The organism is Paraburkholderia xenovorans LB400 (assembly GCF_000013645.1).
Classification (GTDB): Bacteria; Pseudomonadota; Gammaproteobacteria; order Burkholderiales; family Burkholderiaceae; genus Paraburkholderia; species Paraburkholderia xenovorans.
Genome location: NC_007951.1, coordinates 3,807,641 through 3,828,635, shown reverse-complemented (window position 1 = coordinate 3,828,635; position 20,995 = coordinate 3,807,641). Strand labels below are relative to the sequence as shown.

Annotated in this window: 18 protein-coding genes and 1 other RNA gene; 8 read left to right on the top strand and 11 right to left on the bottom strand. The window is 63.6% G+C overall.

Annotated features, from left to right (window positions below; translation table 11 throughout):
* Positions 1-5: 5 nt before the first annotated feature.
* Positions 6-1,853, bottom strand: coding sequence for a tetratricopeptide repeat protein (locus tag BXE_RS17155; RefSeq protein WP_038457459.1), 1,848 nt, complete (start codon positions 1,851-1,853; stop codon positions 6-8).
* 137 nt (positions 1,854-1,990) lie between these two features.
* Here BXE_RS17155 and BXE_RS17150 point away from each other — a divergent pair, with 137 nt between their 5' ends.
* From BXE_RS17150 to BXE_RS17140, 3 genes are all read left to right on the top strand, one after another.
* Positions 1,991-2,350, top strand: a complete 360-nt coding sequence (locus BXE_RS17150) for an ArsR/SmtB family transcription factor (RefSeq protein WP_038458578.1) — start codon at positions 1,991-1,993, stop codon at positions 2,348-2,350.
* Positions 2,347-3,417: a cation diffusion facilitator family transporter gene (locus tag BXE_RS17145; RefSeq protein ID WP_011489498.1), complete on the top strand. Its 1,071-nt coding sequence runs from the start codon at positions 2,347-2,349 to the stop codon at positions 3,415-3,417. The genes BXE_RS17150 and BXE_RS17145 overlap by 4 nt, the downstream gene beginning before the upstream one ends.
* 182 nt (positions 3,418-3,599) lie before the next feature.
* Positions 3,600-5,324 (top strand): FAD-dependent monooxygenase, encoded by a 1,725-nt coding sequence (locus BXE_RS17140; RefSeq protein ID WP_011489497.1) that lies wholly within the window; start codon positions 3,600-3,602, stop codon positions 5,322-5,324.
* Positions 5,325-5,375: 51 nt separating this feature from the next.
* On the opposite strand, the gene BXE_RS17135 is transcribed toward BXE_RS17140, so the two are convergent.
* Genes BXE_RS17135 through BXE_RS17120 form a run of 4 tightly spaced genes read right to left on the bottom strand, consistent with a single transcriptional unit; the run spans position 5,376 to position 10,646 of the window.
* Positions 5,376-5,627 carry a formate dehydrogenase subunit delta gene (locus tag BXE_RS17135; RefSeq protein ID WP_007180865.1) on the bottom strand — a complete coding sequence of 84 codons (252 nt, stop codon included), beginning with the start codon at positions 5,625-5,627 and terminating at the stop codon, positions 5,376-5,378.
* Positions 5,628-5,635: 8 nt separating this feature from the next.
* Positions 5,636-8,584, bottom strand: coding sequence for a formate dehydrogenase subunit alpha (gene fdhF / locus BXE_RS17130; RefSeq protein ID WP_011489496.1), 2,949 nt, complete (start codon positions 8,582-8,584; stop codon positions 5,636-5,638).
* Between the two features lie 14 nt (positions 8,585-8,598).
* Positions 8,599-10,164: a formate dehydrogenase beta subunit gene (locus BXE_RS17125; protein WP_011489495.1), complete on the bottom strand. Its 1,566-nt coding sequence runs from the start codon at positions 10,162-10,164 to the stop codon at positions 8,599-8,601.
* A complete protein-coding gene (locus BXE_RS17120) occupies positions 10,161-10,646 on the bottom strand; it encodes an NAD(P)H-dependent oxidoreductase subunit E (protein WP_011489494.1) in 486 nt (161 codons plus the stop codon). The genes BXE_RS17125 and BXE_RS17120 overlap by 4 nt, the downstream gene beginning before the upstream one ends.
* Positions 10,647-10,780: 134 nt before the next feature.
* On the opposite strand from BXE_RS17120, the gene BXE_RS17115 reads away from it, so the two are divergent.
* Positions 10,781-11,860, top strand: a complete 1,080-nt coding sequence (locus BXE_RS17115; RefSeq protein ID WP_011489493.1) for a substrate-binding domain-containing protein — start codon at positions 10,781-10,783, stop codon at positions 11,858-11,860.
* 108 nt (positions 11,861-11,968) lie between these two features.
* A complete protein-coding gene (locus BXE_RS17110) occupies positions 11,969-12,235 on the top strand; it encodes a hypothetical protein (RefSeq protein ID WP_011489492.1) in 267 nt (88 codons plus the stop codon).
* Between the two features lie 112 nt (positions 12,236-12,347).
* Here the strand turns inward: BXE_RS17110 and BXE_RS17105 are convergent, their stop codons facing one another.
* The 5 genes from BXE_RS17105 to ompA all read right to left on the bottom strand — a co-directional run bounded on the left by BXE_RS17105 (position 12,348) and on the right by ompA (position 15,736).
* Positions 12,348-12,707 (bottom strand): COG4315 family predicted lipoprotein, encoded by a 360-nt coding sequence (locus tag BXE_RS17105; RefSeq protein ID WP_011489491.1) that lies wholly within the window; start codon positions 12,705-12,707, stop codon positions 12,348-12,350.
* A 244-nt stretch (positions 12,708-12,951) separates the two neighbouring features.
* Positions 12,952-13,321, bottom strand: a transfer-messenger RNA (tmRNA) gene (ssrA, locus tag BXE_RS43680).
* Positions 13,322-13,451: 130 nt separating this feature from the next.
* Positions 13,452-14,165 carry a phosphoglycolate phosphatase gene (gene gph, locus BXE_RS17100; protein ID WP_011489490.1) on the bottom strand — a complete coding sequence of 238 codons (714 nt, stop codon included), beginning with the start codon at positions 14,163-14,165 and terminating at the stop codon, positions 13,452-13,454.
* 31 nt (positions 14,166-14,196) lie between these two features.
* On the bottom strand, positions 14,197-14,895 hold the full coding sequence (ubiG, locus tag BXE_RS17095) for a bifunctional 2-polyprenyl-6-hydroxyphenol methylase/3-demethylubiquinol 3-O-methyltransferase UbiG (protein ID WP_011489489.1): 699 nt from the start codon (positions 14,893-14,895) through the stop codon (positions 14,197-14,199).
* A gap of 193 nt (positions 14,896-15,088) precedes the next feature.
* Positions 15,089-15,736 carry an outer membrane protein OmpA gene (gene ompA / locus BXE_RS17090; protein WP_011489488.1) on the bottom strand — a complete coding sequence of 216 codons (648 nt, stop codon included), beginning with the start codon at positions 15,734-15,736 and terminating at the stop codon, positions 15,089-15,091.
* A 485-nt stretch (positions 15,737-16,221) separates the two neighbouring features.
* Here ompA and gyrA point away from each other — a divergent pair, with 485 nt between their 5' ends.
* The gene (gene gyrA, locus BXE_RS17085; protein ID WP_011489487.1) at positions 16,222-18,870 is read left to right on the top strand and encodes a DNA gyrase subunit A; all 2,649 of its coding nucleotides are present in this window, start codon (positions 16,222-16,224) and stop codon (positions 18,868-18,870) included.
* A gap of 123 nt (positions 18,871-18,993) precedes the next feature.
* Entirely contained in the window at positions 18,994-19,596 is a 603-nt protein-coding gene (locus BXE_RS17080) for a DUF2059 domain-containing protein (protein ID WP_011489486.1), read from the top strand.
* On the opposite strand, the gene BXE_RS45900 is transcribed toward BXE_RS17080, so the two are convergent.
* The gene (locus BXE_RS45900) at positions 19,580-20,038 is read right to left on the bottom strand and encodes a hypothetical protein (protein ID WP_233518866.1); all 459 of its coding nucleotides are present in this window, start codon (positions 20,036-20,038) and stop codon (positions 19,580-19,582) included. The two genes, BXE_RS17080 and BXE_RS45900, sit on opposite strands and share 17 nt — an antisense overlap.
* Here BXE_RS45900 and serC point away from each other — a divergent pair.
* Complete coding sequence (gene serC / locus BXE_RS17075; RefSeq protein WP_233518768.1) at positions 19,928-20,974, top strand: 3-phosphoserine/phosphohydroxythreonine transaminase; 1,047 nt, start codon at positions 19,928-19,930, stop codon at positions 20,972-20,974. The genes BXE_RS45900 and serC overlap by 111 nt on opposite strands.
* Positions 20,975-20,995: the final 21 nt, after the last annotated feature.

The following is a 20,995-nucleotide window of genomic DNA, read 5'->3' as shown; positions in this document are numbered from 1 at the left end:
TCCGCTCACTGCTTGCGCAATTCGTTCGCCACGGCTTCCATGACTTCACTCCACGCGCCCGGTTGCGACTGGCGCACCAGCGTCGCGCCCGGATACCAGGAGCTGCGCGTTTCGCCGGCAAACCAGCGCCAATCCGCGGCGAACGGCAGCATCAGCCAGAGCGGCTTGCGAAGCGCGCCGGCAAGGTGCGCGATGGCTGTATCGATCGACACCACCGCGTCGAGCCGTTCGATGATCGCCGCGGTGTCCGCGAAGTCGCCGATCCGGCCGTCGAAACGATGAATCGACGCCGCGCGCGGATGCGTGTCGAGCGCCGCGCGTTCGTCGGCGCTCAACTCCGGTTGCAGCACGATCCAGTCGATGCCTTCGAGCGCGAACAGCGGGTCGAGCATGGCAAGCGGCATCGAACGCGTTTCGTTTTGCTGGATGCGTCCCGACCACGCAATGCCGATCTTGCGTTTTGCCTGGCCGCCGAGCGAGCCGCGCCACTTGCGGCCATAAGCGGGCGGCACGTCGAGGTAGGGCGTGCGCGCGGGAATGGTGTCGTAAGTGGTGCCGAGTGCAAGCGGCAGGCTCAGTAACGGGCATTGCAGATCGGCGGCGGGGCGCGGCGTGCCCTGGGCGATCAGCGTCACGCGCCAGGCTTGCGCGGCAGGCGCCAGCAACGGCAGCAGTTGCGGCTGCACTTCGAGTATGACGCGCGCCGCGCGCTGCGTGACGAGCGGCACGAAGCGCACGAATTGCAGCGTGTCGCCGAACCCTTGCTCGGCATGGACCAGCAACGTACGTTGTGCGATCGGCTCGCCGTGCCAGCGTGGCAGCGTCTGAATCACAGGCTGCGCCACGGTTTGCAGACGCCACTCGTACTCCGGCAGCCCGCGCGCGAAATCGCGCAGTGCGAGCCAGGCCAGCGCGCGGTTCATATGCGCGGAGGCGAGGTCGGGGCGCAGGCGCAGCGCCTGGTCGAATGCGCGCACGGCGGGGCCATGCGCGCCCAGCGCCTGGTGCGCGGTGCCCAGACTCAGCCAGGCGAGCGCGAACTGCGGATCGAGACCGACCGCGCGTTCGAGATAGGGCAGCGCTTCCGCGTGGCGCCCCAGCGCCGCGAGCGCATTGCCCATGCCGAAGATGGCCGGCGGCAGGTTCGGCTGCAAGCTCAATGCGGCCCGGAACGATGCGACCGCGTCCGCATGGCGGCCGGTGGCGTCGAACGTATTGGCGAGATTGAAGTGCGCGGCGACGAAGCGCGGCTCGGCCGCCAATGCCGTCTGGAAACACGGGATCGCTTCTGCCGCGCGGCCGAGCGCGTTCAGCGACATGCCCATGTTGTTGAGCGCGCCGGCGTGACCGGGACGCAGTTCGAGAGTGCGCCGGAACGCGGCGATCGCTTCCGTGTGGCGGCCGAGCGCGTGCAGCGCGTTGCCGAGGTTGTTGTGCGACGAGGCGTCGTTCGGTTGCAGGCGCAACGATTTCTCGAACGCGTCGGCGGCGTCTTCGTGACGGCCCGCCGCCGCGTAGGCGTTGCCGAGGTTGTAGTGCGCCATCGGGAACGACGGCGCCAGCGTCAGCGCATTGCGGAACTGCTCGATGGCGTCGTCGATCTGGCCCAGCGCCTTCAGCGCGTTGCCCAGGTTCAGTTGCAGCGCGGCGTCTTCCGGGCGCAGGTTCACCGCGCGCCGCACGAGCTCGGCGGCTTCGGCGTGCTGGCCCTGCTGGTGGCGCAGGACGCCCAGCAGGTGCAACGCATCGACATGCGCGGGGTTGCCGTCGAGCGTCGCGCGGTAGCCGCGTTCGGCGTCTTCGAGGCGGCCGTCACGATGCGCCGCGAAAGCGCGGTCAAATACAGGTTGCATGACGGGGGATGGCATTCGGGTGAGGCAGAGGCCGCATTTTCCCACACTCGCCGCAGCGCGCTCCGATTTGACCGGATGTCCCGATATCTATAATGTGTGAGTACATGTTCATATGTACTTTCTTGTCGCTCTTCGTCATGGCTTCTTCCCTCGCTTCGTCCACCTCGGTTGCCGGCTACGACGATCTTCCGGTCGACACCATCGTGCCGCTGGCCGACCTGTTTCGCCTGCTCGGCGACCCCACGCGGTTGCGCATCGTGCTGGCGTGTCTCGACGAGCGGCGCGCGGTCGGGGCGATCGCGGAGGCGCTGGGGTTGTCGTCGTCGCTGGTGAGCCATCATTTGCGGCTGCTGCGCGCGGCGCGGATCGTTCGCGCGGAGCGGCAGGGCAAGCAGGTTTTCTATCTCGCCGCCGATCGCCATATCAGCGCGATGCTGGCGGGCATGCTCGAACACGTGGCCGAACCGGCCGGCAACGATTCCCAGGACGCGTCATGAATAAACCGGATATCCCGAACGGAACCGCAGCAGATCACGAGCACGCGCCCGCCGGGCACGAGCGCGATCGGGCGTCGGGCGGCTGCGGTCAGGATCACAGCAGTCATGGCCACATTGACCACAACCACGGCAGTCACAACCACGGCAGTCACAACCACGCCGGCCATCACCACGCTCACGCCCCTGTCGCAGGCCACGGCCGCTCGTTCGCTCTCGCCGTCGTGTTGAACATCGCCATCGTGGTGGCCCAGGCGGTCTACGGCGTGATCGCCCATTCCACCGCGCTGCTCGCCGACGCCGGCCACAATCTCTCCGACGTCCTCGGCCTGCTGCTCGCCTGGGGCGCGGCCTGGCTTGCCACGCGCCGTCCGTCGGCGCGCTATACGTTCGGTTATGGCAGCTCGTCGATCCTGGCCTCGCTCGTCAATGCCGGGCTGTTGCTGTTCGCGTGCGGCGTGATCGTCGCTGAAGCAATCGGGCGGCTGATCAACCCGGCGCCTGTGGCGGGGCTCGCGGTGTTCGTCGTGGCAATGGGCGGCGTGGTCGTCAACGGCATTTCCGCGTGGCTTTTCATGCGCGGGCAGCAGGAGGACCTGAACATCCGCGGCGCGTTCCTGCACATGGCGGCCGATGCCGGCATCTCCGCAGCGGTCGCGGTGAGTGGTCTCGTGATCCTCTATACCAGCTGGACGTGGCTCGACCCGGTGATGAGCCTGCTCGTGGTGGCGGTCGTGGTGGCCGGCACCTGGGGCCTGCTGCGCGACTCGGTGCGCCTCGCGCTCGACGCCGTGCCGCCCGGCGTCGATCTGCAAGGCATCCGCGACTATCTGGCGGGGCAGCCCGGCGTGGTCGACGTGCACGATCTGCACGTGTGGGCCTTGTCGACCACCGGCAATGCGCTCAGCGCGCATCTGGTGATGCCGGCGGGCCATCCCGGCGACGAGTCGCTCGACGGTATCGTCGTCACGCTGCGCGAACGTTTTTCGATGCAGCATGCGACGCTGCAAGTCGACCTCGGCACCACAGACCACCGCTGCGCGATGGATCATGCGTCGCACGCGCATTGAAGCTGGGCGGGACGCGCGGCAAGTCACGGCACCGGCACAACGCGGTCACCACATGGTCACCACGATGCCACGCCGGTGCCGCGATTGATGCAACGCAACCGCCCGGCCGGTTGTCGGCGGCGCTCCCAAGGTGACTTCCCGCGGGCGTACACTAGAACGCATTGTTGTCTCCGGAGTTCCGCATGGACGCTGCCGCAAACGATGCGTCGCCGGTGCTGATCGTCGGGGCGGGTCCCACCGGGCTCGCCGCAGCGATGAGTCTCGCGCGTGCCCACATCCCCGTGCGTCTGATCGACAAGGCCATGCAGCCGAACCCGTATTCGCGGGCCATCGGCATCCAGGCGCGCACGCTCGAGTTGCTCGAGCAGCATCGGCTGGTCGAGCCGTTTCTCGAGCTCGGCCATCGCGCGCGCATCGCCAATCTGTTTTCGAACGGCATGCGTCTCGCGCAGCTGGATTTCGATCCGTTGCACACGCGCTATCCGTATCTGCTGTTTCTCGATCAGTCCGTGACCGAGCGCCTGCTGACCGAGCATCTCGCGACGTTCGGCGTGACGATCGAACGGGGCGTCGAGCTCACGATGTTCGCGCAAGGCGCCGCCAGCATTCAGGCGACGCTGCGCCGCGCGGACGGCCACACGGAGACCATGCGTCCGTCGTACATGATCGCCGCCGACGGCGCACATAGCGCGATCCGTCACCGGCTCGGTTTGAACTTCGAGGGCAAGACCTTCGAGCAGACTTTCCTGCTCGCCGACCTGCACGCAGAAACCGATTGGCCCGAAGACGAGTTCCATATTTTCGCGTCGGGCGAAGGACTGGTCGCGCTGTTTCCGATGGGCCACGGCAGGCATCGTCTGATCGCGGATCATGCCGTCGAGCCTGCCGGCGTCGCGCCGGCCGAAACGCCGGCGGTGCTGGGCGAGCCACCGCTGAACAGGGTGCCGCCGCCTTCGCTGGAAGAATGCAAGGCGCTGATCGCGCGGCGCGTGCGCGAGCGGGTCGACGTGTCGGATCTCGCGTGGTCCTCGTATTTTCATGTGAATAGCCGCATGGTGGACCGGCTGCGCGTCGGCCGCATCTTCCTTGCGGGCGACGCCGCGCATGTGCACAGCCCGGCCGGCGCGCAGGGCATGAACACAGGCATTCAGGAAGCGTTCAATCTCGGCTGGAAGCTCGCGCGCGTGCTGAAAGGCGCGGCGCCGGATCGTCTGCTCGACACCTATCACCTCGAACGCCATCCTATCGAACGTGACGTGCTGCGTCAGACGGGTTTCATCACGCAGATGGCGGAGGCCGATCACGGGCCGCTGAAGCTGCTGCGCGAACGGGTGATGCCGGTGCTCGCCGCGCTGGGTCCGCTGCGCGACGCCGCGCGCCTGGCCATCAGCGAGTTGTCGATCCAGTACCGGCGCAGTCCGTTGACGCTCGAACGGGTGCTCGACGGCGGACCGCGCGCCGGCGAGCGCGCACCGGACGCGCTGGTGCATGTGGTCGACGGACCGCTCGGCCGTGCGCCCGGCGTCGGCTGCGTGTTCGATCTGCACGATCCGGCGTTCTTCTCGCTGTTCCTGCTGGTGCCGCCGCTGCCCGTCGACGAAAAACCGCTGGATCCCGCGGCGAAGCATGCGCCGCCGCCGGACGCGGAACTGGAGCGCGTGGCAGCGGAAGTCGAGAGATTGCTGCCGGGCGCGGTGCGCATCTGGCGCATTACGGATACCACCGGCGACGGTGGACCGGCGCTTGCCGAATCGTATGGCCGCACGCGGCCGTCGTTCTATCTCGTGCGACCGGACGGCTACATCAGCGCGCGCGGGCGCACCGGCTCCGACCTGCACGGCCTGTTGCGGCATTGCGAAGCGTGGTTCGCGGTGAGCGGAGAGATACCGGAGCAGGCGGCCTTGTGACGCGGGCCGCCTGAGTCGCGCGGGTGGTGAATCCGGCGAGCGCGGCCCGGCTTACACCGTTGCCGGTGCAGCGGGCGTCAGTTGCTCGCGATGTTTGATGAGCGCTTCCCGGACGATGGCCGACATTTCAATGCCGCTCGCATCGGGCTCATCGAGCGCCGCCAGCAACGCGCGCCGCATGCGCGGCTCCCAGAAGCGGCGAATATGATCGGCGATGCCGGCGAGCGCTTCCTCGCGGTCCGGCATCGAATCGAAAAAGTCGCCGATCCGGTTGGCCATGTCGATCAGGTTCTGATTGTCCATGCCCGGCCTCACTTGCCCGATGTTGCGTTGGCCAGCTCGCGCTGCTTCAGCAGATCGAGCTGTTCGGTGTTGAAACGCGAATAGTCTCTCTGCCATTGCGACGGCTGTTCGACCGGCATCACCTGCACCGCGGTCACCTTGTATTCCGGACAGTTGGTCGCCCAGTCCGAGCTATCGGTGGTGATCACGTTCGCGCCCGATTCGGGGAAGTGGAACGTCGTATAAACGACGCCCGGCTGCATGCGCTCGGTCACCTTGGCGCGCAGCACGGTCTGTCCCGCGCGCGATTCAATGCCGACCCAATCGTCCGTCCTGATGCCGCGTTCTTCGGCGTCGTGCGGATGGATTTCCAGCCGGTCCTCGTCGTGCCAGCGCGAGTTCTCGGTGCGGCGCGTCTGCGCGCCCACGTTGTATTGCGACAGGATGCGGCCCGTGGTGAGCAGCAGCGGGAATTTGCGCGTGACTTTCTCCGGCGTCGCGATGAACTTCGTGATCACGAACTTGCCCTTGCCGCGCACGAAGGTGTCGATATGCATGGTCGGCGTACCGTCCGGCGCATTCTCGTTGCACGGCCACTGGATGCTGCCGAGTTCGTCGAGCTTTTTGTACGAGACGCCGTGGAAGGTCGGCGTGAGACGCGCGATCTCGTCCATGATCTGCGACGGATGCGTGTAGTCCATTTCATAGCCGAGCGCGCGCGCGAGCAGCACCGTGACTTCCCAGTCGGCGTAACCCGGTACCGGCGGCATGACCTTGCGCACGCGCGAGATGCGGCGCTCCGCGTTGGTGAACGTGCCGTCCTTTTCGAGGAACGACGAACCAGGCAGCAGCACGTGCGCATACTTGGCGGTCTCGTTCAGGAAAATGTCCTGCACGACAATGCATTCCATCGCCGACAGCGCCGCGGACACGTGGTGCGTATTCGGATCCGACTGCACGATGTCTTCGCCCTGGCAGTACAGACCCTTGAAGGTGCCGTGCACGGCGGCGTCGAACATGTTCGGAATGCGCAGACCGGGTTCGGGTTGCAGCGTGACGTTCCACGCTTCCTCGAACAGCGTGCGCGTGACCGTGTCGCTGATGTGGCGATAGCCTGGCAGCTCGTGCGGGAACGAGCCCATGTCGCACGAACCCTGCACGTTGTTCTGGCCGCGCAGCGGATTCACGCCCACACCTTCGCGGCCGATGTTGCCCGTCGCCATTGCGAGGTTGGCGATGCCCATCACCATCGTCGAGCCTTGCGCGTGTTCGGTGACGCCCAGACCGTAGTAGATCGCGGCGTTGCCGCCGGTCGCATAGATGCGGGCGGCTTCGCGCACGGCTTGAGCCGGCACGCCGGTCGCCGCCTCGGTCGCCTCCGGCGCGTTTTCCGGCAGCGCGACGAAATCGCGCCATTGCTCGAACGCGCGCGTTTCGCAACGCTCGGCAACGAACGCTTCGTTCACCAGCCCTTCGGTGACGATCACATGCGCCAGCGCGTTTACCACTGCCACGTTGGTGCCCGGGCGCAATTGCAGATGATGCGACGCCTTCACATGCGGCGTATCGACGATATCGATGCGGCGCGGATCGACCACGATCAGCTTCGCGCCTTCGCGCACGCGGCGTTTCAGACGTGAGCCGAACACCGGGTGGCCGTCGGTCGGATTCGCGCCGATCACCATGATCACGTCGGCTTTATCGACCGAGGCGAACGTCTGCGTGCCCGCCGATTCGCCGAGCGTGGTCTTCAGTCCATAGCCGGTCGGCGAGTGGCACACGCGCGCGCAGGTGTCGACGTTGTTGTTGCCGAACGCGGCGCGCACGAGCTTTTGCACCAGATACGTTTCTTCGTTCGTGCAACGCGACGACGTAATGCCGCCGATCGAATCGCGCCCGTGCTTCGCCTGAATGCGGCGGAATTCCGACGCTGCATACGTGAGCGCTTCTTCCCAACTCACTTCGCGCCACGGATCGGTGATCTTTGCACGGATCATCGGCCTGGTGATGCGGTCCTTGTGCGTCGCGTAGCCCCACGCAAAGCGGCCCTTCACGCAGGCGTGGCCTTCGTTGGCCTGGCCGTTCTTGTGCGGCACCATCCGCACGACCTGGTTGCCCTTCATCTCCGCCTTGAACGAGCAGCCGACGCCGCAATACGCGCACGTGGTCACGACCGAATGCTCGGCCTGGCCAAGCATGATGACGGTCTTTTCCTGCAAGGTCGCGGTCGGGCATGCGGCCACGCACGCGCCGCACGACACGCACTCCGATTCCATGAACGGCACGTTTTCGCTGGCCGCCACGCGCGATTCGAAACCGCGCCCGGCGATGGTCAGCGCGAACGTACCTTGCGTTTCCTCGCACGCGCGCACGCAGCGATTGCAGACGATGCACTTCGACGCGTCGTAGGTGAAGTACGGGTTCGACTCGTCTTTCTTATCCTTCAGGTGATTCGCGCCGTCGAAGCCGTAGCGCACTTCGCGCAAGCCCGTGACGCCCGCCATGTCCTGCAGTTCGCAGTCGCCGTTGGCGGGGCAGGTCAGGCAGTCGAGCGGGTGATCGGAGATGTACAGCTCCATCACGTTGCGGCGCAGCGACTGCAGACGATCGGTCTGCGTGCGCACCTTCATGCCGGCTTCGACCGGCGTCGTGCATGACGCGGGATAGCCGCGCTTGCCTTCGATTTCCACGAGACACAGGCGGCACGAGCCGAACGGTTCCAGCGAATCGGTCGCGCAGAGCTTCGGCACGTTGACGCCCGCTTCGACGGCGGCGCGCATGACGGAGGTGCCGGCCGGCACGGTGACGGACTGGCCGTCGATTTCCAGCGTGACGTCGATGTCGGCGTGACGCTCGGGCGTGCCGTAGTCCGTGTCGTCGAAGAAGGAACGGGGCGAGCGCTGCTGCTGGGCTTGCGCCTTGCACGCGCAGTTGCCGGAGCCGCAGCCGCCAGTGGATGAGTTGAGCATGTCGGACATGGTGGGCTCCTGGGTCAGGCCGCTTTCGGCGCGTGTTCAGACACGTTGGCGAGACCGAAGTCTTCGGGGAAATGATCGAGCGCGGACAGCACCGGGAACGGCGTCATGCCGCCCATCGCGCAGAGCGACCCGGACACCATCGTGTCGCACAGATCGCGCAGCAATTGCACTTGCCGGGTGGACGTATCGCCGTTGCGAATCCGCCCGATCACTTCGACGCCGCGCGTCGAGCCGATCCGGCACGGCGTGCATTTGCCGCATGATTCGAGCGCGCAAAAGTGCATGGCGTATTGCGCGAGTTCGGCGAGATTCGACGTGTCGTCATGGACCACGAGGCCGCCGTGACCCACTACCGCGCCGACTGCCGCATACGCCTCGTAGTCCATCGGAATGTCCCACTGGCTTTCCGGCAGATACGTGCCGAGCGGGCCGCCCACCTGCACCGCGCGCGCGGGGCGGCCGCTCGCCGTGCCGCCGCCGTACTCGTAGAGCAATTCGCGCAGCGTCACGCCGAACGCGAGTTCGACCAGGCCGCCTTGCTTCACATTGCCCGCCAGCTGGAACGGCAGCGTGCCGCGCGAGCGGCCCATGCCGAAGTCTTTGTAGAACGCCGCGCCGCGCGCGAAAATGATCGGCACCGTTGCCAGCGTGATGACGTTGTTGATCACGGTCGGCTGGCCGAACAGGCCGACGAGCGCCGGCACCGGCGGCTTGGCGCGCACAATGCCGCGCTTGCCTTCGAGCGATTCGAGCAGCGCCGTTTCCTCGCCGCACACATATGCGCCGGCGCCTTTCGCCACGAACAGTTCGAAGCGGTGTTCCGTCGAGCCGAGCACGCTATCGCCGAGCCAGCCGGCAGCGCGTGCTTTCGCGATGGCCGCTTCGAGCGTCGCGATCGAATGGGGATACTCGCTGCGCACGTAGATGTGGCCCACCGTCGCGCCCGTCACGACGCCCGCGATGATCATCCCTTCGATCAGCACGTACGGATCGCTTTCCATCACGAGACGATCGGAGAAGGTGCCGGAATCGCCTTCGTCCGCATTGCAGACGATGTACTTCTGCGCCGCCTTCGCGCCGCGCACCGTGCGCCATTTGATGCCGGCGGGGAAGGCCGCGCCGCCCCGGCCGCGCAGGCCGGATTCGATCAGCGCTTCGCAGGCGGCGTCGCCGTCGGTTTGCAGAGCCTGGCGCAAGCCTTCGAGGCCGCCGTGGGCGATGTAGTCGTCGATGGAAAGCGGGTCCGTGATGCCGATGCGCGCGAACGTCAGGCGCTGCTGCTTCTTCAGATACGGAATCTCGTCGACCACGCCGACGCGCTTCGGGTGCGCCCCGCCTTCAGGTAAGCCGGCATCGAACAGCGCGGCGACGTCGCTCGCTTCGACATTCGCGTAGCCGATGCGGCCTTCACGCGTCTGAACTTCAACGAGCGGTTCAAGCCATAACAAACCGCGCGAGCCGTTTCGAACGAGTTCGACAGCGAGGCCGCGGCGCGCGGCTTCGGCTTCGATCGCCTGAGCGAGCGCGTCAGCGCCGAGCGCCAGTGCCGACGAATCGCGGGGAACATAGATGCGCGTCATGCCGTCACCTCCACACACTTGCTGGCGGCCGCGAAGATCGCGTCGAACTTTTGCGGCGTGATCCTGGCGTGCAGCGTGCCGTTGAGCATCAGCGCCGGCGAGAGTGCGCATTGGCCGAGGCAATACACCGACTCCAGCTCCACGGTCGCGCCATGCTGATGTTCGGCGTCGAAGCGGCAGCCGGTGTGCGTCTCGATATGGCGGGCCAGCGCTTCGGTGCCCATGCTGCGGCAAGCTTCCGCGCGGCACAACTGCACCGTGACCTGCGCGGCCGGCTGCGTGCGGAAGTGGTGGTAGTAGGTGATGACGCCGTGCACTTCCGCGCGCGACAGGTTCAAGGCGCGCGCAAGCGGCGCGACCGCAGCGGGCGGAACGTAACCGAGTTCGTCCTGAATCGCGTGCAAGACCGCTAGCAGCGACATGCCCGGTTGCGCGTGACGTTGCACGAGCTGATCCGGCGCGATGGCGATGGAATCGTCCAAGTGGGGGCTCCTCCAAAGTCATATATGCACTTGTCATTCATAATGCGTGCACTTATGCTTCGTATATTCGATATGGGATAGCCGAACAATAGGCGGGTGATTCGGCCGGCGCAATAGGAAAAAGTTGAGCATATATGATCAGAATCGAGTGCCAGGCGCAACTGGTGGTGAAGAGTCCGGATGGCCGCGAGGCAAGCCTGTCGGACGTCGTGCCGTTGCTGGCGCTGGTGGATGAATCAGGCAGCATCGCGCAGGCGGCGACGCTTAAGGGTTTGTCCTACCGTCATGCGTGGGGTTTGCTGCGCAGCATCGAAGAGCGTCTGGGCGGTCCGCTGATCGCGAAAGAGCGTGGCCGCGGCTCGGTGCTGTCCGAACTCGGGCAAGCGGTATTGCGCGCGCAGCGTCTGTGCGGGGAACGGCTCGACGGCAATATGCAGGCGCTCGCCAGCGAAGTGGCGAGCGATCTGAACCGCTGGCTCGCACCGCCCGCCGACGACGTGCGCATCTTCGCGTCGCACGGTTATGCCGTGGCCGCGCTCGTCACCGCGTTGGTCGCCAACGATCTGCCGGTCGACATCAAGTATCGGGACAGCGCCGACGCCGTGAGCGCGCTTGCGCGCGGCGAATGCGACCTGGCCGGCTTCCATTTGCCGCTCGGCGAGTTTCGCGCGGTGTGCGCCGATACGTACCGGCGCTGGCTCGATCCGCAGCGTCATGTGCTCGTGCATCTGACGCGGCGCAAACAGGGACTCTTTCTCGGCAAGGGCAATCCCAGAGGAATCGTGGGTCTGAGTGATCTCGCGCGCGACGACATTCGCTTCGTCAACCGGCAACCCGGCTCCGGCACGCGCATGTTGCTGGATCTCGCACTACGGAAAGTCGGCGTGGATCCGGATCGGGTCAATGGTTATGCGTCGACGGAACTTACGCATTCGGCGATTGCGGCGTTCGTCGCGAGCGGCATGGCGGACGTGGGCTTCGGCGTGGAGCCCGCGGCGCATCACTTCGGTCTCGACTTCATTCCAGTCGTCGACGAAGACTATTATTTCGCCTGCGACCGTGCGCGCCTCGAGCGCGCGCCGCTTGCGGCCGTGATCGGCTTGCTGCGCGGCAGCGCGTTTCGCGAGAGCGTCGATCAGCTCGAAGGCTATGATCCGCAGGACTGCGGCGAGGTGGTCGATCTCGAAGAAGGTCTTGGCGAAACGACGGCGTAAGCAGCCGTAAACATCGAGCTGTGTTCGGCGCTGCGCATGGCGCCCGTTTGGGATACTCTTTAAGCTTCCGCTTCCGCCTTAACCGCGCGTTACGTCGCGCCGATCGATATGAAATTTATTTTTAACGCATGTGCCGCGCTGGCGACGGCCGGTGTGTTGCTCGCCACCGCTTCGGTTGCTGTCGCACAGAATTCGCCGGGTGTGCCGGGCGGTATCCTGCAAGATCAGTTTCGTCTCGCCGAGCATCCGCAAATGCCGTTTGCGGCGTCGGCGCCGTCCGATAAATACCAGAGCAGCAAAAAATCCGCCATGCGCAAGCGCGGCGATATGGGCGATCCGAATGGCTGCAATCTGCAGTGCCCTAAAGACGAGTAACCGGACGCACGCGTCCGTTGGAAGTGCGGCGCCGGCGTTCTGCCGGCGTTTTTCGTCTGGTCGTCAGGTTTCGTGGCCCGGGCGTTGCCATTGCCTTGGGTATGGCAGACGCTTATGGTTTGGCCGTGTGCCACATGTCCTTGAAGCCGTCTCCCTTCATGTCTCCCGCCTGCTTGTCCGCCGCGTAGCGGTAGAGCGGATGGCCTTTGTACGCCCATTGCTGCTTGCCGTCCGCGCCGGCGATCAACGTCCAGTCGCCGGACGGTTTGTCCGACGCGCCGGCGGTGGCTGCCGGCCAGTTGTTCAGACAGCCGCCGGTGCAGGCGCTCACACCGGGCGTGGTGTCTTTGTCGAAGGTGTAGAGCGTCATGCCGTCCGCTGTGACGAAGCGCCCATCGACGATTTTCGGCGCTTCGGCGAAAGCGCTTTGTTGCAGCGCGAGGAGAGCGAGGCAGAAGAGAGTTTTGCGCATGATGTCGGCTCCTGATTCTGGTGTGGTTTCGCGCGAGACGCGGCGTGCGCGCGCGTGAGGATTAAACGATTGAGCGGATGCGTTTATTCCAGTTACGCTCGTCGTAAGCCGATCGGATCGGGCCGTCAGGGAAGGGCGAGCGCGCGAGTTGGGCAGAGGAGGCGCCGGACGACAAAAAACCCGCAAGCAGCAGGCCGCTTACGGGTTCCGGGTGAGACTTGAAGGTACTGTCTGAAACGTGTTCTGGTGGAGGCGGCGGGAATCGAACCCGCGTCCAGAAGCACTCTACGACCAGTTCTACATGTTTAGTTCTGTCATTTGATTTAACCGTAGCGACGCGGACGAACACGCTGCACTACGGCGATTCACTAGATTTTCGACCCGGATGTCGTGACACCACCAAGGCTTAACTGACGTATATGACCTCTGTCGGTATTGCTACCGGTCTTGCGACTCTAGCCCGTCAGTAAACTAGGCAGAGGACGGCGGCCCTTAGGCTGCCAGTGCGAACGTATCGTCGTTTGCAGTTACGTTTTTCCCATTGATTAACGAGGTGACGGGTCCTCGACATGCCCTAGCCGCTTCGCAACCCCTGTCGAAACCAGGTCGCCCCCGCGGTTCGTTGCTCAAACTTTCTGAGCCAGCGTAGATTTTACAATAGATTGACAGCCACGTCCTGACTCATTGATGTGGCCGCCGCAGCGGTGCGCCGGCTTCGGCTTCGGCGTGCGGGTTGACCGCGCTTCAGCCGAGGTCGCGCAATAGTCTCTGCAATTCGGCCGTCGATTGGACGACGTGTTGCGCGTGCCATTGCGTGGGCGGAATATCGTTGCCGCAATAGCCGTACGCCGCCGCGACCGTCTTCATGCCAGCGGCGAATCCGGCCTGCACATCGCGCAGATCGTCGCCGACATAGACGATGCGCTCCGGCGCCACGGCCAGTTCGCACGCGGCGTGCAGCAAGGGTGCCGGGTGCGGTTTCGAGTGCGGCGTGGTGTCGCCGCTCACGATGCAGCCGGCGCGCTCTTCCAGTCCGAGTTGCGCAATCAGCGGCTCGGTGAGCCTCGCCACCTTGTTGGTGACGATGCCCCAGCGCACGCCGCGAGCGTCGAGCTCGTCGAGAATCTCGGGAATGCCGGGAAATAGCGTGGTCTCGATGCACAGGTCCGCTTCGTAGTTGGCGAGAAACTCCTCGCGCATCGACGCGAACTCGTGACTGTCGGGGCCGATCCCGAAAGCGCCGCCGATCAACCCGCGCGCGCCCGCGGACGCCAGTGGGCGCAGATCTTCGAGCGGCACCATTTCGAGCCCGCGATCGTGGCGCATTTTGTTGACGGCGGCCGCGAGGTCGGGCGCCGTGTCGGCCAGCGTGCCGTCCAGGTCGAACAGCACAGCCAGGCAAAGACCGAGTGCGTCTTCGTTATCTTCGCGTTGGGGCAGGGGCGTGGGATCGCTCATTGATTCGGTAGGTTCGGCAGGTCGGGGCGGATCAGGCGTCGCGGCGGCAGGCGAGCATGTAATTCACGCTCGTGTCGGCGGACAGCGTGAAATGCTTGCTGAGCGGGTTATAGACGATGCCTTTGATATCGGCCGTACGCAGGTTGGTGGCGCGTGCGAAGCTCGCCAATTCCGACGGCCGGATGAACCGCGCGTAGTCGTGCGTGCCCTTGGGCAGCATTTGCGCGATGTATTCGGCACCGATCACGGCGAACAGGTACGACTTCACATTGCGGTTTAGCGTGGAAAAGAACACCCAGCCGCCGGGTTTCACCAGCGTCCTGCATGCTTCGACAATGGCAGCGGGTTGAGGCACGTGCTCCAGCATTTCCATGCAGGTCACCACGTCGTACGTACCCGGTTCGCGGGCGGCGAGCGCCTCGGCAGCGATTTCTTCGTAATCTACGGTTACACCGCTTTCAAGGCTGTGAAGATCGGCGACGCCCAGCGCCTGGGTCGACAGATCGATGCCTTTGACGTGCGCGCCGAGGCTGGCCATCGACTCGGACAGAATGCCGCCGCCGCAGCCGATATCCAGCACGGTTTTGCCCGTGAGATGCGCGTGCGCGTCGATCCAGCTCAGGCGAATCGGGTTGAGCTCGTGCAGCGGCTTGAATTCGGCGTTCGGGTCCCACCAACGATGTGCAAGGTCGCTAAATTTCTGCAGTTCGTGGGGATCGGCGTTGGTCATGGCGGAAGCTGCCTCGAAGAGAGCGGTGAGGGGGCGCTCGAGGATAAACCCTGAGTATATAGGTCGAGAGACGGGGCGGCAAAATGCCGCTCCCTCGCGGGTCGGCTGCCGTCCGTTGTGCGGCGTCGGCAAGCGGCCGGACATAAAAAAAGCCCCGCCGAAGCGGGGCTTTGATACTGCGGTAATGTGCAGCTTATTGCTTCGAAGTACCGACAACTTCGACTTCCACGCGACGATCCGGTGCGAGGCAGGCGATAAGTTGCTTGCGGTTCTTCTGGTTGCAACCGGTCGTGACCGGGTTGCGCTTGCCCTTGCCTTCCGTATAGATACGGTTGGATTCGATGCCCTTGCTGACCAGGTATGCCTTCACAGCTTGAGCACGGCGCAGCGACAGACGGTCGTTGTACTTGTCCGAACCGATACGGTCCGTGTAACCCGTTGCGACGACGACTTCGAGGTTCAGCGAGCCGATCTTCGATGCCAGATCGTCCAGCTTTTCCTTACCGCCCGGCTTCAGGATTGCCTTGTCGAAGTCGAACAGCGCGTCAGCTTGATACGTAATCTTTTGGCTTGTGATAGCCGGTGCAGGTGCGACCGGAGCCGGCGGGGTCGGAGCCTGGGCAACCAGGGCGCCATCGCACTTTGCGTTGGCCGTTGCCGGCGTCCAGAATGCATCGCGCCAGCAAAGCTCGTTCGTGCCGTTCATCCACACGTATTCGCCGGTACCATTCACCCAGTTGTCGTTCGTGGCTTGTCGCGACGCCGGCACCGATTGCGCCATGGCGGATGCAGCCATAACTGCGGTAGCTGCAATGAACGCGAGCTTTGAAAGTTTATTCATATTTCTCCTCTCGAAATTGAGATTACCGCAGGTTTACTGCGAGCCTGTTGACGAAGACAAGTCATACATTGCTCGAAGTATAACATCGGTGTAGAACAAAAAACGTGCTGTGTAGACTTCGAGCAGTGTCTAACTCTTTGTGCGTTGGCATTTTGCCATATCGTTCCCTTCCAACGATAAAAAAATCTGCCCCCCATCAAATCACCTTCCAATTGTGGTGCATGCGCAACAGAAGTAATCGCCCGGAGGGGCCGCCAGTCATGGCTCAGCGGCGAATTGCCCCACGCACGAATCGAGCCTGCCCTGTCTCAAAAATGGGGCGTCGAGGCGGGCCCCGCATTCGCTGCCTAATAGGTATACGTACCTTCGTCGGCGCGGATTCACGGCATGTTAGAATCGCGTGATGCGTTGCGCCTGCAATGCTTACGCGAAGACGCGGCGAAATGTAGCCAAGCCGTCGTCTTGGCACGTAAAAGATACGGATAATGGATCAATTCGCCAAAGAGACTCTGCCAATCTCCCTAGAGGAGGAAATGCGCCGTTCGTATCTCGATTACGCGATGAGCGTGATCGTAGGGCGTGCGCTTCCCGATGTTCGCGACGGCCTGAAGCCGGTGCACCGGCGCGTGCTGTACGCGATGCACGAACTGAACAACGACTGGAACCGGGCTTACAAGAAGTCGGCGCGTATTGTCGGCGACGTTATCGGTAAGTATCACCCGCACGGCGACACGGCTGTTTACGACACCATCGTCCGGATGGCGCAAGACTTCTCGCTGCGCTACATGCTGGTGGACGGCCAGGGCAACTTCGGCTCGGTCGACGGCGACAATGCCGCGGCCATGCGGTACACCGAAATCCGCATGGCGAAGATCGGCCATGAGTTGCTGGCCGACATCGACAAGGAAACGGTCGACTTCACGCCGAACTACGACGGCAGCGAAAACGAACCGGCCATCCTGCCGGCGCGCATTCCCAATCTGCTGATCAATGGTTCGTCCGGTATCGCGGTCGGCATGGCAACCAACATTCCGCCGCACAACCTCAATGAAGTTGTCGACGCCTGCCAGCATCTGCTCAAGAACCCGGAAGCCACGATCGACGAACTGATCGAGATCGTTCCGGCGCCCGACTTCCCGACCGCCGGCATCATCTACGGCGTGGCGGGCGTGCGCGACGGCTATCGCACGGGCCGCGGCCGCGTGGTGATGCGCGCGCTCACGCACTTTGAGGAAATCGACCGCGGCCAGCGCATGGCGATCATCGTCGACGAACTGCCGTACCAGGTGAACAAGCGCTCACTTCTGGAGCGCATCGCCGAACTGGTCAACGAAAAGAAGCTCGAAGGCATCTCCGACATCCGCGACGAGTCCGACAAGAGCGGCATGCGGGTCGTGATCGAACTGAAGCGCGGCGAAGTGCCGGAAGTCGTGCTCAACAATCTGTACAAGGCAACCCAGCTTCAGGACACCTTCGGCATGAACATGGTCGCGCTGGTCGACGGCCAGCCGAAGCTGCTGAACCTGAAGGAAATGCTGTCGTGCTTCCTGTCGCATCGCCGGGAAGTGCTGACGCGGCGCACCGTATACGAACTGCGCAAGGCGCGCGAACGCGGCCACGTGCTCGAAGGTCTGGCGGTCGCGCTCGCCAATATCGACGAGTTCATCGCCATCATCAAAGCCGCGCCGACTCCGCCGATCGCCAAGCAGGAATTGATGGCGCGTGCGTGGGATTCGTCGCTGGTGCGCGAAATGTTGTCGCGCGCCGAGACGGAAAACGCAACGGCGGGTGGTCGCGAAGCCTACCGTCCTGACGGATTGAATCCGTCGTTCGGTATGCAGTCCGACGGCCTTTACCGTCTGTCCGACACCCAGGCTCAGGAAATTCTGCAGATGCGTCTGCAGCGCCTGACCGGTCTGGAGCAGGACAAGATCATCGGCGAGTACCGCGAAGTCATGGCGCAGATCGCCGACCTGCTGGACATTCTGGCTCGCCCGGAACGCATTACGGCGATCATCGTCGAGGAACTCACGTCGATCAAAGCCGAATTCGGCGACGCGCGCCGCTCGAAAATCGAGCTGAACGCAACCGAGCTGAACACGGAAGATCTGATCACGCCGCAAGAGATGGTCGTGACCATGTCGCACGCGGGCTATGTGAAATCGCAGCCGCTGTCCGAGTACAGCGCGCAGAAGCGCGGCGGTCGCGGCAAGCAGGCCACGGCCATGAAAGAAGACGATTGGATCGACACGCTGTTCATCGCGAACACGCACGATCACATTCTGTGCTTCTCCAATCGCGGCCGCGTTTACAGCGTGAAGGTCTATGAAGTGCCGCAAGGTTCGCGGAACTCGCGCGGCCGTCCGATCATCAATATCTTCCCGCTTCAGGAAGGCGAAAAGATTACGGTTGTCCTGCCGGTCAAGGAATTCTCGGCTGACAAATTCGTCTTCATGGGCACCGCGTTAGGAACCGTAAAAAAGACGCCGCTGGAAGCCTTCGGCCGCGTGTTGCGCAAGGGTATTATTGCGGTCGGTCTGGATGACGGAGACTACCTGATCGGCGCCGCCATTACCGACGGTCAGCACGACGTGATGCTGTTCTCGGATTCGGGCAAGGCGGTCCGCTTCGACGAAAACGACGTGCGTCCAATGGGCCGCGAGGCGCGCGGTGTACGCGGCATGCAACTCGAAGACGGCCAGAACGTGATCGCGTTGCTGGTAGCCGGCGACGAGCAGCAGTCGGTGCTCACCGCCACGGAAAACGGTTTTGGCAAGCGTACGCCGATCATCGAGTACACCCGTCATGGCCGCGGTACGAAGGGCATGATCGCGATCCAGACCTCGGAGCGTAACGGCAAGGTCGTTGCCGCCACGCTGGTGGATCAGGAAGCGCAGATCATGCTGATCACCAATACCGGCGTGCTGATCCGTACGCGGGTGTCGGAAATTCGGGAAATGGGACGTGCAACCCAAGGTGTTACACTCATCAGCCTTGACGAAGGGACCAAGCTTTCAGGTCTGCAACAGGTTGCTGAGGCGGAAGCGGAAGGTGATGCGGAAAGCGACGCCGAAGGTCCCGCTGAAGGTAACAACGCGGGTGACAACGGCGGCGAAGAGGGCGGTGCGGCCTGATTCGTGTCAGCGTCTTACAGACTCAGTGACTGGTTGAAAGCTGTGCCGGGAATAATGGCGTGTCGGGCTGATACGTATCTCGCGCAGCTTGCTGTTCAAGTTCATTTCTATTAGGGAGTAATGATGCAAAAACGATTCAAACAACTGATGTTGCTGGCTGCCCTCGTGCCGACCTTCGCTATGGCTCAAGCGCTTCAGAGCCAGGCTCCGGCGGCTCCGGCTGCTGCCGCGGCACCGGTTGATCCGGCCAAGCAGGCTGCAATCAAGGACCTGTTGGACGCAATCGACGCGCAGAAGCTCGTCGGCGCGATCGGCAACAGCGCCCAGATGCAAGCCAAGCAGCTGGTTCCGGCCATCCTGTCGGACGCGCTGAGCGAAAACAAGACAATGACGGACAAGCAGAAGCAGGCTTCCGTGCCGACGCTGCAAAAGAACGCAGTGCCGAAGCTGGTTGACGGCGCAGGCCAGGTGTTCGCAACGGACAGCTTCCGCCAGGACGCCATGCAAGCTCAGTACGACGCCTACGCGAAGTACTACAGCACGTCGGAAATCAAGGATCTGACTACGTTCTACAAGAGCCCGACCGGCCGCAAGTTCATCCAGGTGCAAGACCAGGTTGGCCGTGACGTCGTGAACGGCTTGATGCAGAAGTACATGCCGCAATCGATCAAGGCAACGCGTGACCAGGCCGACAAGGAAGTCGCTTCGGTCAAGCCGGCAAAGTAAGCCAACGCCTTCGGGCTGCGTGGATATCGCGCCAGCCGCCGCCCGCTGAGCCCGCCTCACTGGCTGCATGGCGTGCCGGGTTTGGCGGCTTGGCTGTGACAATGCGATAATGGCTGTTTGCGCACACGCGCAGACGGCCATTTTCTTTTTCGGCGCGAAATGGTCCGAAACCCGCGTCAGAAAATCGCGCCGGCACAATCGCGTTGTCATCTTCACGGTCAATGCCGGCCCGGCTGTCAGCTTCGCCGATTTTTGCGCGATCTTCATTTTTCGCGCCCGCTTCCAGGATCTCACGATGCGCGTCTTTAATTTCTCCGCCGGCCCAGCGGCCATGCCCGAAGAAGTTCTGCGTCAAGCTGCCGACGAAATGCTCGATTGGCAAGGCAGCGGCATGAGCGTGATGGAAATGAGCCATCGCGGGAAAGAGTTCATGTCGATCCATGAGGAAGCGCTCGTCGATCTGCGCGACCTGCTTCAGGTGCCGGCGAGTCACCGCATCCTGTTCCTGCAAGGTGGCGGTTTGGGCGAGAACGCAATCGTGCCGATGAACCTGATGGGCGCCAAGCCGCGCGCGGATTTCGTCGTGACGGGTTCGTGGTCGCAGAAGTCGTTCAGGGAAGCGCAGAAGTACGGCACCGTGCATCTGGCGGCGAGCGGTCAGACAGCCGATGGTTTCACCCGCGCGCCCGCCCGCTCGGAATGGCAACTGTCGGACGACCCGGCTTACGTGCATCTGTGCACGAACGAGACGATCCACGGCGTCGAGACATTCGAGATCCCCGATCTCGGCGATATTCCGCTCGTGGCGGATGCCTCGTCGCACATCCTGTCGCGTCCTATGGACATCGCCAAATACGGCGTGCTGTTCGGCGGCGCGCAGAAGAACATCGGCATGGCGGGCGTGACGGTGGTGGTCGTGCGCGAAGACATGCTCGATCGCGCGCAGCCGATCTGCCCGTCGGCGTTCGAATGGAAGATCGTCGCCGAGAACAATTCGATGTACAACACGCCGCCCACTTACGCGATCTACATCGCCGGGCTGGTGTTCAAGTGGTTGAAGAAGCAGGGCGGCCTTGCCGCGATGGAAGCGCGTAACCTCGAAAAGTCGAAGCTGCTGTACGACGCGATCGACGCGAGCAGCTTCTATCTGAACAAGGTCGAACGCGGTTCGCGCTCGCGGATGAACGTGCCGTTCTTCCTCGCCGACGAGTCCCGCAACGAAGATTTCCTGGCCGGCGCGAAAGCGCGGGGAATGGTGCAGCTAAAGGGCCACAAGTCCGTCGGCGGCATGCGGGCGTCGATTTATAACGCCGTCCCGCTCGAGGGCGTCAAAGCGCTTGTCGAATACATGAAGGAATTCGAACAGCGCAGCGCCTGAGTCATCACGGCGCGTGCATCC

Excerpts from the sequence above, each read along its gene's own strand:
- BXE_RS17155 (WP_038457459.1), bottom strand. The coding sequence starts at position 1,853 with ATGCAACCTGTATTTGACCGCGCTTTCGCGGCGCATCGTGACGGCCGC.
- BXE_RS17080 (WP_011489486.1), top strand. The coding sequence starts at position 18,994 with ATGCAAAAACGATTCAAACAACTGATGTTGCTGGCTGCCCTCGTGCCG.
- gyrA (WP_011489487.1), top strand. The coding sequence starts at position 16,222 with ATGGATCAATTCGCCAAAGAGACTCTGCCAATCTCCCTAGAGGAGGAA.
- BXE_RS17105 (WP_011489491.1), bottom strand. The coding sequence starts at position 12,707 with ATGCGCAAAACTCTCTTCTGCCTCGCTCTCCTCGCGCTGCAACAAAGC.
- fdhF (WP_011489496.1), bottom strand. The coding sequence starts at position 8,584 with ATGTCCGACATGCTCAACTCATCCACTGGCGGCTGCGGCTCCGGCAAC.
- BXE_RS17145 (WP_011489498.1), top strand. The coding sequence starts at position 2,347 with ATGAATAAACCGGATATCCCGAACGGAACCGCAGCAGATCACGAGCAC.
- BXE_RS17110 (WP_011489492.1), top strand. The coding sequence starts at position 11,969 with ATGAAATTTATTTTTAACGCATGTGCCGCGCTGGCGACGGCCGGTGTG.
- serC (WP_233518768.1), top strand. The coding sequence starts at position 19,928 with ATGCCCGAAGAAGTTCTGCGTCAAGCTGCCGACGAAATGCTCGATTGG.
- BXE_RS17140 (WP_011489497.1), top strand. The coding sequence starts at position 3,600 with ATGGACGCTGCCGCAAACGATGCGTCGCCGGTGCTGATCGTCGGGGCG.
- BXE_RS17125 (WP_011489495.1), bottom strand. The coding sequence starts at position 10,164 with ATGACGCGCATCTATGTTCCCCGCGATTCGTCGGCACTGGCGCTCGGC.
- BXE_RS45900 (WP_233518866.1), bottom strand. The coding sequence starts at position 20,038 with ATGGATCGACATGAACTCTTTCCCGCGATGGCTCATTTCCATCACGCT.
- ompA (WP_011489488.1), bottom strand. The coding sequence starts at position 15,736 with ATGAATAAACTTTCAAAGCTCGCGTTCATTGCAGCTACCGCAGTTATG.
- gph (WP_011489490.1), bottom strand. The coding sequence starts at position 14,165 with ATGAGCGATCCCACGCCCCTGCCCCAACGCGAAGATAACGAAGACGCA.
- BXE_RS17135 (WP_007180865.1), bottom strand. The coding sequence starts at position 5,627 with ATGGACAATCAGAACCTGATCGACATGGCCAACCGGATCGGCGACTTT.
- BXE_RS17150 (WP_038458578.1), top strand. The coding sequence starts at position 1,991 with ATGGCTTCTTCCCTCGCTTCGTCCACCTCGGTTGCCGGCTACGACGAT.
- BXE_RS17115 (WP_011489493.1), top strand. The coding sequence starts at position 10,781 with ATGATCAGAATCGAGTGCCAGGCGCAACTGGTGGTGAAGAGTCCGGAT.
- ubiG (WP_011489489.1), bottom strand. The coding sequence starts at position 14,895 with ATGACCAACGCCGATCCCCACGAACTGCAGAAATTTAGCGACCTTGCA.